This window comes from Herbiconiux moechotypicola (genome assembly GCF_024979255.1).
In the GTDB taxonomy this organism is placed as follows: Bacteria; Actinomycetota; Actinomycetes; order Actinomycetales; family Microbacteriaceae; genus Herbiconiux; species Herbiconiux moechotypicola.
This window is the reverse complement of the sequence record NZ_JANLCN010000002.1, coordinates 352,389-364,801: the sequence shown is the minus strand read 5'-3', so window position 1 is coordinate 364,801 and position 12,413 is coordinate 352,389. Positions and strand designations below refer to the sequence as shown.

The following is a 12,413-nucleotide window of genomic DNA, read 5'->3' as shown; positions in this document are numbered from 1 at the left end:
CCGAGTCCACTTCTCCCCGCTAATGCGGGTTGCAGGGGAGAGGATATCGCGAACAGGGGTTTGCGACAATCCCTCGCGTTCGGGCGCGGCGCGGTCAGGCCTCGTCGATGACGAAGTCGTAGAAGGCGGGGCGGTCGACCTCGGGGTCGGGGCCGCCGCGGCGGCCGGTGTCGAGGGCGTCGATGGAGGCGAGCTCGGCGGCGGAGAGCTCGAAGTCGAAGACGTCGAAGTTCTGGGCGATGCGCACCGGGTTGGTCGACTTGGGGATGGCCGAGCGGCCCTGCTGGAGGTGCCACCGCAGCATCACCTGCGCCGCCGACTTGCCGTGCGCGGCGGCGATCGCCCCGATGGTCTCGTCGTCGAGAACGCTGCGCCGGTCGTCTCCCCAGCCGGGGTAGAAGGTGATGCCGCCGATCGGCGACCAGGCCTGCGTGAGGATGCCGTGCTCCGCATCCGCCGCCTGCAGCGCGGGCTGCACGAAATAGGGGTGCAGCTCGACCTGGTTGACCGCGGGCACCACCGACACCTCGCCGAGGAACCGGTCGAGCTGCGCGGGCGTGAAGTTGCTCACACCGATGGAGCGCACGCGCCCCTCGTCGAGCAGGGTCTCGAGCGCCTTGTAGGCCGCGATGGTCTGCTCGAAACGGGCGGGCGCGGGCTGGTGCAGGATGAGCAGGTCGAGCGTGTCGAAGCCGAGCTTGCCGGTGGCCTTCCCGAAGGCGTGCAGCGTCTGGTCGTAGCCGTAGTCGCTCACCCACACCTTGGTCTCGACGAAGATCTCGGAGCGGTCGACGCCCGAACGACGGATGCCCTCCCCCACCTCGCGCTCGTTGCGGTAGGCGGCCGCGGTGTCGATGTGGCGGTAGCCGGTGCGGAGCGCGGTGTCGACCGCGGCCGCGGTCTCCTCGGGCGCGCTCTGGTAGACGCCGAGCCCGATGACCGGGATCTCGACGCCGTTGTTCAGGGTGAAGACGGGAGTGCTCATGTGCTGAACGCTACGCCTCCCGCCTCCACCCCGAGAGGCACTGCCAGTGCCCCTCAGCGTCTCCTCAGCGGCGCCCCGCCACGAGGTCGTTGGCCGTGCGCACGACACCCGGATGCGCGAACGCGCCGGCCTCCACCCCGACCGCCCCGCGCACCGCGAACACCGCGCTCTCGCCCGGCAGCAGCGTCACGAGCCCGCCGTCGACGTGGGCGTCGGCGGCGACCCGGTCGACCAGCAGGGTGACGTCGCGAGCGAGGGCCCCCGCGGTCACGGTGACCGTCCACGCGCCGCCCGCGCCGCCCTCGCCGCCGGCCGCCGGCACGGCGTCGATCTGCAGCGCCGGATCGACGAGCGCCGACTCGCGTGCCTCGGCGAAGAAGTGATGCGCGACCGCGTCACCGAGCCGCACGACGAGCAGCTCGCCGGTGGCATCGCCGACCGTGGCCACCGCCACGGGCAGCGTCCACCGGCTCGCACCCCGCGCATCCGCCTCGGCCCGCACCGTCTCCCGTGCCAGGACCGCCCCGTCGAAGCCCACCCGCTCCGCCACCAGCTCGCCCGCCCACGCCTCGCCCGTGTCGTTCAGCGCCACCACCTCGAGCCCTCCGACGTCGCGCGGCTGCACCGTGAGCATCCGCTCGGCGTGCGCCTGCCTCAGCGCGTGCAGCAGCGGCTTGCGGCGGCCGGCCCCGTCGAGCGCCGCCCACGAGGTGACCGGCCAGCAGTCGTTGAGCTGCCACACGATCGAACCCGTGCAGTGCGGCGCCAGCGAGCGGAACCACTCGATCGCCGTGCGCACCGCCACCGCCTGGTTGAGCGACATCGCCCAGTGCCAGTCGGCCATGTCGTCGGGCAGCGGCAGGTGCGCCACCAGCCCCGCGGTGAGCTTGTCGTTGCCCTTCAGCGCCTTCTGGTGCACCTGCATGCCGGGCGACTCGGGGGTGAGCGGGTCGTCGTGCACCGACTCCACGAGGGTCGACCAGGTCGGCGGCCCCTGCCACCCGAACTCCGACACGAAGCGGGGCCGGTAGTCGCGGTAGTGCGGGTAGTCGCGCTCGTTCCAGAGGTCCCAGATGTGCATCGTGCCGGTCGACTCCGCGTTCTGGTGCGCGTCGCGGTCGGGGCTGAAAGGGCTGCCCGGGGTGTACGGGATGTGCGGGGCGAGCTCGGCCACGAGCGCCGGGAAGAGCTCGTAGTAGTAGCCGGCTCCCCAGGTGCGCCCGTCGAGCGGCGCCTCCCAGCCCCAGTCCTGCCGGCCCCAGATGTTCTCGTTGTTGCCGTTCATCACGACGAGCGACGGATGCGAGCCCAGGCGGATGAGGGCGTCGCGCGCCTCGGCCTCGAACTCGGAGCGCAGCGGCTCCTCCTCGGCGTAGGCGGCGCAGGCGAGCAGGAAGTCCTGCCAGGTGAGGATGCCGCGCTCGTCGCAGAGCCCGTAGAAGTCGTCGGACTCGTAGACACCGCCGCCCCACACGCGGAGCAGGTTGATGCCGGCGTACTCGGCATGCCCCAGCCGGTCGGCGAGGCGCGCGCGGTCGACGCGGTGGGGGAAGGCGTCGTCGGGAATCCAGTTGGCACCCCGCACCTCGATCGGCCGCCCGTTCACCCGCAGCTCGACCGCTCCGCCCGTCTCGGCGGGCTCCGCCACGAACTCGGCCGAGCGGAAGCCGATGCGGCGCTCCACCCGGTCGAGCGGCACGGATGCGCGGGGCGACTCGCATGCACGGGGCTCGCCGGTCGCAGGCCCCGCCTCCCGCAGCACCACCGCCGAGTCGTGCAGCACCGCTTCGCCGTGCCCGCGCGGCCACCACAGCCGCGCATCCGGAATCGCGAGTTCGAGCCGCACCTCGCCCGCCCCGGCCTCCGTCTCCACGGCCGCCGTCACCGCCCGCCCGGCGACCTCGAATTCGACCTCGAGCCCGGCGCCGAGCGCGCCCGAGCCACCGGCCGCACCGCTCCCCCGCACCTCCACCACCGCGACCGCGGTCGGCACCCCCTCGACCACCGTGCCGGCCACCCGCACGGCACCCAGCCGCGCCCCGCTCCAGCTCTCCAGCCGCACCGGCCGCCAGATGCCGCTGGTCGACGTGTCGATGCCCCAGTCCCACCCGAAGCCGCACGCCATCTTGCGGATCGCGTTGTAGGGGTGGTGGTTCGTGTGAGGGCGGTACCCGAGCGCGAGGCTCGCCTCGTCGGCGGCCTTCACCGGAGACCGGAACGCCACGACGAGCTCGTTCGGCCCCTCGCGCAGCTGCGCGCCCACGTCGAGGCGATACGTGCGGTGCATGTTGCGCACACTCGCGAGCTCCACCCCGTTCAGACTCACCTCGGCGACCGTGTCGAGCCCCTCGAAGACGAGCTCGTGCTGCTGTTGGCGCTCAGGGTGCTCGGGGTGCTCCCGCCCGAGCGCACCTGCGTCCACCGAGAACACCGTGCGGTAGCAGAAGTCGGTCACCCCGATCCACCCCTGCAACCGCTCGTTGTCGTCGAGGTAGGGGTCGTCGATGAGCCCGGCGGCGAGCAGGTCGGTGGTGGCGCTGCCCGGCACGGTCGCGGGGATCGCGCCCGGCGCCAGGGCCGCGGCGCGCACGGTGGCGGGCACCGAGGCGCCCTCCGCGGTGAACGACCAGCCGTCGTGGAGGAGCCTGGTGGAGACGGTCATGCGTCGAGTTCTCTCGTTCTGATGAGGTCGGCGTACCAGCGGGCGCTGGCCTTGGGGAGGCGTTCGAGGGTGTCGTAGTCGACCCGCACGATGCCGAAGCGCTTGGAGTAGCCGTAGGCCCACTCGAAGTTGTCGAGCAGCGACCACTGGTAGTAGCCGCGCACGTCGGCGCCGTCGCCGACGGCCCGGGCGAGCGCGGCGAGGTGGCGACGGAGGTAGTCGATCCGCTCGGGGTCGTCGACCTCGCCGTCCGCGACCCGGTCGTCGAAGGCGGCGCCGTTCTCGGTGATCGCCAGCGGCAGCGCGGGGTAGCGGCGGTGCAGGCTCATGACGAGGTCGTAGAGCCCGTCGGGGTCGATGTTCCAGCCCATCGCGGTGTGCGGCCCGGGCTGCGGCAGGAACTCCACGTGCTCCGCGCCCGGCCAGGTCGTGCCCTCGTCGGAGGGCGCGTGCCCGTCGGCCGTCTGCCGCTCGCCCGAACCGTCCCACAGGCGCACCCTGCTGGTGGCGTAGTAGTTGACGCCCAGCACGTCGACGGGCTGCCGGATGTGCGCCAGGTCGCCCTCGGCGACGAACCCCCAGTCGGTGACCCCGGCCGTCGTCTCGATCACCGACGCCGGATACTCGCCGTCGAGCTGCGGCCCGAGGAACACCTCGTTCGCCAGGGCGAGCACCGCCCGCACCGCGGCCTCCCCGGTCGGGCCCTCTGGCCTGGCCACGTGCAGGTTGTGGGTCACCGACACCGCCGCCGACGGCGTCACCACCGAGCGCAGCGCCTGCACCCCGAGACCGTGCGCGAGGTTGAGGTGGTGCACCGCCCTGAGCGACGACTCGCGCCCCGTGATGCCGGGGGCGTGCGCGCCCGATCCGTATCCGAGGTAGGCCGAGCACCACGGCTCGTTGAGGGTCGTCCACTGGTGCACCCGGTCTCCGAGAGCAGCACCCGCGATCGCAGCGTACTCGGCGAAGCGCTCCGCCGTCGCCCGCGAGAGCCAGCCGCCCGCATCCTCGAGGCCCTGCGGCAGGTCCCAGTGGTAGAGCGTGGCCACCGGCTTGATGCCGCGGGCCAGCAGCCCGTCGATGAGGCGCGAGTAGAAGTCGAGCCCGCGCTGCTCCACCGCGCCCGAGCCGGTGGGCCGGATGCGCGGCCACGCGATCGAGAAGCGGTACGCCTCGAGCCCGAGCGAGGCCATGAGGTCGAGATCGGCGTCGAGCCGGCGGTAATGGTCGTCGGCCACGTCGCCGGTGTCGCCGTGCGCGACGCGACCCGGGGTGTGGCTGAAGGTGTCCCAGATCGACGGGCCACGCCCATCCGCGGCCACCGACCCCTCGATCTGGTAGGCGGCGGTGGCGGAGCCGAGCAGCAGCGAACGGGGCAGTCTCACTTGAGGGCACCTCCCAGCAGGCCCGCCACGTAGTAGCGCTGCAGCACCAGGTAGATGATCACGCAGGGGATGACCGTGATCAGCACCCCGGTCTGCATGAGGCCGAAGTCGACGCCGAACTGGTTGTCGGTGGAGAGGATGCCGATGCTCACCGGCAGCGTGTAGAGCTTCTGGTCGGTGATGAGGATGAGGGCGGCGAAGAAGTCGTTCCAGGCCGCGAAGAACGACAGCAGGGTCGCCGACACCAGCCCGGGCACGGCCACGGGCAGCATGATGCGCCACATGGCGGTGAACGGCCCGGCGCCGTCGATCTGTGCCGCCTCCTCGAGCGACGAGGGGATGGCCGCGAAGGAGTTGCGCATGAGGAAGGTGCTGAGCGGCAGGTTGAAGGTGGCGATCACCAGGGCGACACCCACGAGGTTGTTCTGCAGGCCGATGTCACGCAGCACGATGTAGAGCGGGGTGATGACCGCCTGGAACGGCACCATGAAGGTGACGAGGATGACGAAGAAGGCCACCGTGCTGCCCCGGTAGGGCAGTTTCGCGAAGGCGTAACCCGCGAAGGTGCTCGCGACGAGGGTGACCAGGGTGGCCGTGATCGACACGAAGGCCGAGTTGCCGAGGCTCTGGAAGATGCTGAGCCCGCGGCTGGCGTCGGTGAGCTTCAGCAGGTCGGCGACGTCGACGTTGGAGACCATCACCCAGATCGGGTAGAGGAAGAGCACGGCGAGGCAGACCGCCACCACCCACCACGCGGCGGTGGGCAGGATGCGCGGGCGGCCGCGCGGGATGGTGTCGGGGTCGACGCCCGAGAAGGCGGCGGTCGCCGGCGAGGGGCGGGATTCTGTGCGGGTCATGAGTTGTCCGAGTTCCTGAGCAGGAGCATCTGGCCGGCGCTGACGAGGCCCAGCACGACCATGAGCAGGATGGAGAGGGCCGACGCGTAGCCCACGTCGAACTTCACGAAGCCGTTGCGGTAGATCTCGTAGACGGCGGTGAGGGTGGAGCCGGCGGGGCCGCCCGTGGTCATGATGTAGAACTGGTCGAACGCCAGCAGCGACCCGGCCACCGAGAACACGAGCACCAGCGCCAGCGTGGGGCGCAGCAGCGGCACGGTGATGTACCAGAAGCTCTGCCAGGCACTGGCGCCGTCGATGCGGGCGGCCTCGTTCACCTCGTCGGGGATGGCCTGGATGCCGGCCAGCACGAGCAGCATCTGGAGGCCGACGACCTTCCACGTCACCATGCCCACCACGATCGCGAAGGCCGTCCAGAAGTCGGCGAAGTAGTTCTTGGTGGGGTCGACCAGACCCACCGAGCCGAGCAGCTGCGTGGTGGGACCGATGTCGGACTGCCACATGAACAGCCAGATGTAGCTGCCGGCCGCGAGCCCGATCACGACGGGGAGGAAGTAGATGGTCTGGAAGAACCGGTGCGCGCGGGTTCCGCGACGCACGAGGAAGGCCAGCGCGAACGCCAGCACGAGCAGGATCGGGGTCATCACCAGGGTGTAGAAGAAGGTGAACCCCACGGCGCGCAGGAACTGGTCGTCGCTGAAGGCCTTCACGTAGTTGCCGAAGCCGATGAACTCGGGCACCCCGAGCAGCGGCCAGTCGTGCAGCGACATGAAGACGGTGCGGATGAGCGGCCAGATGAAGAACAGCCCGAGCAGCCCGAAGGCGGGCAGGCTGAGCACGAGGCCGAGCATGCCCCGGCGGCGGCCGATGCTGCGTCGTCGTCTCCGTGGCGGCTCGGCGAGCTGCGGGAGTGCGGTCATCTCGTTCCTCCTCGAACGGGGGTGGGGCGGACCGGCTCCGGTCCGCCCCACCGGCGGATACTGCTACTGGTTCGACTCGTCGAGCAGCGCCTGCGCCGCCTTCTGCGCCTTGGCCTGGGCCTCTTCGACGGTGCCGGAGCCGAACACGGCCTCCTGGATCATCGTCGACCACACGCCGTTGGAGTCGTTGAACAGCTCGTTCTCGATCACGCTGTAGGGCACCTTCGCCACGGCGAGCGCCTCGGCGAACACCTCGTAGCGCGGGTCCTGCGGCACGTAGAGGCTGTCGAGCAGGTCGAGCCTCGTGGGCATGACGCCGTTGTCGGCGATCACCTTCTGGCCCTCGTCGCCGGTGACCCACTCGAGGAATGTCCAGGCGCCGTCGGGGTTCTTCGCGCCCGCCGTGATGGCGATGTCGTCGCCGCCTGCGAACGAGCCGGTCTGGCCGGCTTCGGCGCCCGGGATGAGCGCCAGACCCCAGTCGAACTGGGCGCCCTCGGTGGGGTCGGTGAGCGAGCTGAGGTAGAAGTTGCCCCAGTTGAAGATGCCCACCTTGCCCTGCTTGAAGGCGTCTCCGGCGTTCGAGCCGCTGTCGGACTGCACGAGCTCGGGCATCGCGCCGCCCTGCCAGAGGTCGCGGTACATGGTGAGCATGTCGGTGACCTCGGCGCTGTCGAGCAGGGCGTCCTTGCCGTCATCGGAGAGCACGTTGCCACCGCTGGCCCAGGTGTAGGGCGTCATCGAGAAGATGTTGCAGCCGCCGCAGGCGCCCGAGAACGCGAAGCCGTAGTCGCCGTCGCCGAGAGCCGTGATCGCCTCCGCGGCGGCCTGCACCTCGGCCATGGTGGTCGGCGGCGTCTCGGGGTCGAGTCCGGCTGCCGTGAACAGGTCTTTGTTGTAGTACATGACCGACACGTCGCCGGTGAACGGCAGCGCGTAGGTCTTGCCCTCGTACTGCCCCTGCGCGGTGTGCCCGGGGCTCATGTCACCGGCGTAGGGCAGCGTGTCGACCCGGTCGGTGATGTCGGCCAGGGCTCCGGCCGAGGCGAAGTACGGCGCGTAGACGAGGTCCATCGAGGCCACGTCGGGCGCGTTGCCACCCGCGGCCGCAGTGCCGAACTTCTGCACGAAGTCGGCCGCCGGCACGAGGGTGACCTCGACCTTCAGGTCGTCGTGGGTGGCGTTGAACTCGTCGGCGAGCTTGTTCATGAAGCTGGCCTGCGAGTCGCGGGTCCAGACGCTGATGGTGCCGGATGCCTCGCCGGTTCCGGAGTCGGAGCCGGAGCTGGAGCATCCGCTCAGCCCGATCGCCGTGGCGGCGACGGCCGTCATCGCGACGAGCAGTGTGGTGTGACGCCTCATTGCGTGTGTCCTCTCGTGTGTAAGGGTTGGCCGGCGAGCCGGCCGCATCCGGCTGCTCAGCTCGTGGGCAGCCAGACGCGCATGGCTCCGGGGGCGCGGTTCGCCCACCGGAAGTAGGGGATGGCGCGCAGCGCGCCGAGCTCGGGTGCGCCGGGCGAGCCGGCTCCGGATGCGCGACCGCGGGCCGCGTAGAGGGCGCCGGCCGCGGGTCGGCGGCTCGCACCCTCGATCGCGAGCACCGGCACGCCGAGTGCGTCGTCCCATCCGCCGTCGGCGGGGCGGGGGTCGGCGGGCAGCACCACGTCTTCGAGTGTCAGGCCCTCGGGGAGGTCTGCCGATTCGAGCGCGTAGTAGACGGGGCCGCGGCGCACGGCGACCGTGCCCCGGGCAGCGTCGACCCAGGGGTGCGCCGTCTCGATCACCGTGGTCACCGGCAGCTCGAGCACGATGCTGCGCGCTCCCGCCTCGACCCGCGCGTATCCGTTCGCCGGCGCCGCCTCCTGCGGCTCGCCGCCGTCGACCGCGAGCGTCGCGCCCTCGGCCCAGGCGGGGATGCGGAGCTCGAGCGCCTTCGGAGCGGGCCCGTCGAGGCTGATCTCCACGCGGCCGTCCCACGGCAGCTCGGTGCGCACGGTGGCGGTGACCCCGTCGCCCAGGGCGATCTCGCCGGTGGCGTAGAGGTGCAGCTGCACCGCGTCATCGGTCTCGGTGGCCAGGTAGGCCGTGATCGAGGAGAGCAGACGCGCGAGGTTGGGCGGGCAGCAGGCGCAGTTGTACCAGTCGAGGCGGGTCGACGGGGCGTCCTCCTCGTGGTCGTGGCCGGTGCGCAGCTGGAGGGGATTGGAGTAGAAGTAGGAGCGGCCGTCGACCGAGGTGGAGACGGCGATGGCGTTGTAGAGGCCGCGCTCCATCTCGTCGGCGAAGCGGGCGTCGCCGCCGCGGAGGAGCATCCGCCAGTTCCAGTGCAGGTTCGCGATGGCGGCGCAGGTCTCGGAGTACGCGCGGTCGGCGGGCAGCTCGTAGGGGTCGCCGAACGCCTCGCCGCGGTGCCGGGAGCCGAGGCCGCCGGTCACGTAGAGCTTCTTCTCGTGCACGTCGTGCCAGAGGGCGTCGAGGGTGTCGGCGTAACCCGAGGCCGGGTCGTCGAGCTCGAGGTCGGCGACGCCGGCGAGCAGGTAGAGCTGGCGCACGGCGTGACCGGTGGCCTCCCTGGCCTCCTTCACGGGCACGAGGTCTTGGTAGTAGGCGCCGCCGAAGGCGCCCTCGCCGATGGTGCGGTGGCCGCGCAGTTCGACCATGCGGCGAGCCAGCTCGCGGTGGCGGGGGTCGCCGGTGAGGCGGGAGAGCTCGACCAGCGCGGTCTCGATCTCGGGGTGGCCGTCGAGGTCGCCGCGGGCGCCCTCGCCGAAGGTGGTGTGCACGAGCTCGACGTAGCGGAGGGCGAGGGCGAGCAGGTCGTCGCGGCCCGCATAGGCGAAGGCGATGGCGGCCTGCACGAGGTGGCCGAGCTTGTAGAGCTCGTGGCCCTGGGGGAGATCGGTGAACCGCTCGCCGGCGTGGGGGCCCTGGTAGTAGCTGTCGAGGTAGCCGTCGGGCTCCTGCACGTCGGTGAGCAGGCGCACCGCCTCGTCGACGAAGGGGTCGAACTCGGTCGACCCGGTGCGCACGGCCTCCCAGCCGATGGCCTCGAGCGTCTTGTAGAGGTCGGAATCGGCGAAGAGCGGGCCGCGGAACTCCGCGTCGGACTCGCCGACGAGGCGGCGCAGGTTGTCCATCACCCCGGTGGTCTCGAGGCGCTCGATGCAGTGCGGGATGGTGGCCTCGCGGTTCAGCCGCTGCCAGTCGCCGAGCAGGTCGCCACCGCTCAGCGTGATCGCCCGCAGGTCGAGCGGGCGCCGCGCGGTGGGGGCGGCGGGAACGGCGGGGGCGGCCACGGTGTGGACTGCGGGGGCCATGGGACTCCTCATCGAGCGGGATCGTCGTGTGGCACGGTGTGTGCCCGGCCCACGGTAGTACACCGGTGTACTAGACCGCAAGAGAAAAAGTGCACCGATGTACTAACCTGGTGCGATGGCAGCCACGATGGCGGATGTCGCGGCACGGGCCGGGGTGTCGAAGAAGACCGTCTCGAACTACTTCAACGGCTACCGCTACATGCGGCCCGACACCCGCGCGCGCATCGAGGCGGCCGTGGTCGAGCTCAACTACAAGATGAACATCTCGGCCCGCAACCTCAGTTCGGGCAGAACCGGCACCATCAGCCTCGCCATCCCCGAGCTCGCGCATCCGTACTTCGCCGAGCTCGCGCAGGCCGTGGTCTCGGCCGCGCAACTGCACGACCTCAACGTGCTCGTCGAGGTCACCGACGGCGACCGCGAGCACGAGCTCGAGATCCTCAACGGTTCACGCGGGCGATCGGTCGACGGACTCATCTTCGGCCCGCTCGCGCTCGAGCCCTCCGACATCGACTCCGCCCGCATCGACGTGCCCACCGTGCTCATCGGCGACCGCGTGCACCGCGGCCGGTTCGATTTCGTGAGCGTCGACAACGAGGCCGGCGCACACGCCGCCACCCGCCATCTCATCGACGCCGGGCACACCCGCATCGCCGCCCTGGGCTTCGACGAAGACCTCTCCCCCACCGCGGCCGCCCAGCGCCAGCACGGTTATCTGCGCGCCCTCGCGGAGGCCGGGCTGCCGGTCGATCCCGCGCTGACCATCGGGCCGCTGGTCTGGAACCGGGCCGGCGGGGCCGACGGCGTGCGGCGCCTGCTCGCCTCGGGCGCCGCGTTCGACGCCGTGTTCGGGTTCAACGACGCCATAGCGCTCGGCGCCATGAGCGAGCTCTCCCACCACGGGCTGCGCGTGCCCGACGACGTGGCGCTCATGGGCTTCGACGACGTGCAAGACGCCGCCTACTCCGTGCCCGGGCTCACCACCGTCGACTCCGGTCGCGACTGGGTGGCCCGCACCGCCGTCGACCTGCTCGTGCTCCGCATGTCGGCCGCCGCCGGGGGTGCCGCCGCCGACGAGGCGCCCCCGGTCGACGTGCACACCGCCGCCTTCTCGCTGGTGCGCCGCTCCACCGCGTGACGCGGGGCACCGGCGGTGGCCGCGTCAGCGGCGGATGGTGCCTCGTGCCGCGCGCCACCCCGTGACGGGAGGCACCGACGGTGGCCGCGTCAGCGGCGTGTGGTGGTGGCGACGAGGATGCCGGCCGACCAACCCGGGGCTAGGCCGTCTGCCGGTGGGCTGAGGCGAGTGGCGTCGAGGCCCGCGGTGGTGAGGAGCCAGGAGACGACGGAGTTGCTGCTCCACATGTCGTCGGCGTCGGTCGGTCGACGGCCCCAAGTGAGGGCCGGCACGCGGGAGACCTCGGCGAGGAGCTCATTCGCCACGGAACGTGCGAGAGGGATGACAGTGGGGGTGGAGACCGCGTAGCCCCGGTCGGGGAGCACGCCCTCGGGCCACGCGCGGATCGTGTAGCGGAAGAGTCGGAGACGGCCGAGCGGGCGCAGGCCCACCGGCCCCGACACGACGACGCCGCGGGCCGCGGACGGCTGGCCCCAGGCGGGCGTCATCTCGATGACGTAGCGGCGGTCGCCGACGAAGAGCTCCAGGGCGGCGTGGAACAGCGGGCGGGGTGGCCGGCGCTCGAGGCGGGCACGGAGGAGCTCCCACCACCGGCTGGTGTGCACCACGACGTGCCCTCCCGCGCCGACCGGCAGCCACCAGAGCTCGACCCGGTCGCCACCGCTCTCCTTCGGCGCCGTCACCGCGAGGCCGTCGCGCCGGCGGTGAGCAGGGAGATCGGGATGTGACCGGCCGCGAGCACGACGGCGGCGAGCGCGATCCAGGGGTTGCCGAGCCAGGCGGCGGTGGCGAGGAAGGCGACCACGGGGAGCAGCGCCATCGGCACCGGGATTCGCCACACGGGCTCGAAGAGCAGGGCGTGCGACCGCCCGCGGAGCAGGTAGCGCAGCCACAGCGCGCAGTAGCCCGCGAGGGCGGCGGCCACCACGGGTGCCCACCACCACACGACGGCTCCGGGCTCGGTGATGGCGGGCACGACCAGGCACAGCCCCTGCCCGGCGCGTTCGACCCAGGTGAGCACAGGCGGTATCCGCCGCGCGGCCGGCTGGTCTCGCGGCGGGAACGGCAGCAGGAGGAGATTCGGTGCGAGCACGGCGAGACTCACGATCAGCCCGATCGGTGAGAAGCCCACCCGAGACAGGCTACCGA

General features: G+C 71.6%; 10 protein-coding genes. 1 reads left to right on the top strand and 9 read right to left on the bottom strand.

The annotated features are described in order from the left end of the window. Positions 1–94: 94 nt before the first annotated feature. The 7 genes from N1031_RS04445 to N1031_RS04415 all read right to left on the bottom strand — a co-directional run bounded on the left by N1031_RS04445 (position 95) and on the right by N1031_RS04415 (position 10,126). A complete protein-coding gene (locus N1031_RS04445) occupies positions 95–985 on the bottom strand; it encodes an aldo/keto reductase (RefSeq protein WP_259478380.1) in 891 nt (296 codons plus the stop codon). Positions 986–1,049: 64 nt separating this feature from the next. Next, positions 1,050–3,647 carry a glycoside hydrolase family 2 protein gene (locus tag N1031_RS04440; RefSeq protein WP_259478379.1) on the bottom strand — a complete coding sequence of 866 codons (2,598 nt, stop codon included), beginning with the start codon at positions 3,645–3,647 and terminating at the stop codon, positions 1,050–1,052. After that, positions 3,644–5,032, bottom strand: coding sequence for a GH1 family beta-glucosidase (locus tag N1031_RS04435; RefSeq protein WP_259478378.1), 1,389 nt, complete (start codon positions 5,030–5,032; stop codon positions 3,644–3,646). The genes N1031_RS04440 and N1031_RS04435 overlap by 4 nt, the downstream gene beginning before the upstream one ends. Next, positions 5,029–5,889: a carbohydrate ABC transporter permease gene (locus N1031_RS04430; protein ID WP_259478377.1), complete on the bottom strand. Its 861-nt coding sequence runs from the start codon at positions 5,887–5,889 to the stop codon at positions 5,029–5,031. The genes N1031_RS04435 and N1031_RS04430 overlap by 4 nt, the downstream gene beginning before the upstream one ends. Continuing rightward, positions 5,886–6,809, bottom strand: coding sequence for a carbohydrate ABC transporter permease (locus N1031_RS04425; RefSeq protein ID WP_259478376.1), 924 nt, complete (start codon positions 6,807–6,809; stop codon positions 5,886–5,888). Before N1031_RS04425 ends, N1031_RS04430 begins: the two co-directional genes overlap by 4 nt. Before the next feature lie 63 nt (positions 6,810–6,872). Continuing rightward, entirely contained in the window at positions 6,873–8,171 is a 1,299-nt protein-coding gene (locus tag N1031_RS04420; RefSeq protein WP_259478375.1) for an ABC transporter substrate-binding protein, read from the bottom strand. A 56-nt stretch (positions 8,172–8,227) separates the two neighbouring features. Next, entirely contained in the window at positions 8,228–10,126 is a 1,899-nt protein-coding gene (locus N1031_RS04415; RefSeq protein ID WP_259478374.1) for a glycoside hydrolase family 127 protein, read from the bottom strand. A gap of 115 nt (positions 10,127–10,241) precedes the next feature. Between N1031_RS04415 and N1031_RS04410 the strand changes: the two genes are divergently transcribed. After that, positions 10,242–11,264: a LacI family DNA-binding transcriptional regulator gene (locus N1031_RS04410; protein ID WP_259478373.1), complete on the top strand. Its 1,023-nt coding sequence runs from the start codon at positions 10,242–10,244 to the stop codon at positions 11,262–11,264. 89 nt (positions 11,265–11,353) lie between these two features. Here the strand turns inward: N1031_RS04410 and N1031_RS04405 are convergent, their stop codons facing one another. Together N1031_RS04405 and N1031_RS04400 are read right to left on the bottom strand one after the other, a co-directional pair. After that, entirely contained in the window at positions 11,354–11,947 is a 594-nt protein-coding gene (locus N1031_RS04405; RefSeq protein ID WP_259478372.1) for a hypothetical protein, read from the bottom strand. Next, positions 11,944–12,396 carry a hypothetical protein gene (locus N1031_RS04400; RefSeq protein ID WP_259478371.1) on the bottom strand — a complete coding sequence of 151 codons (453 nt, stop codon included), beginning with the start codon at positions 12,394–12,396 and terminating at the stop codon, positions 11,944–11,946. Before N1031_RS04400 ends, N1031_RS04405 begins: the two co-directional genes overlap by 4 nt. Between the last annotated feature and the right edge of the window lie 17 nt (positions 12,397–12,413).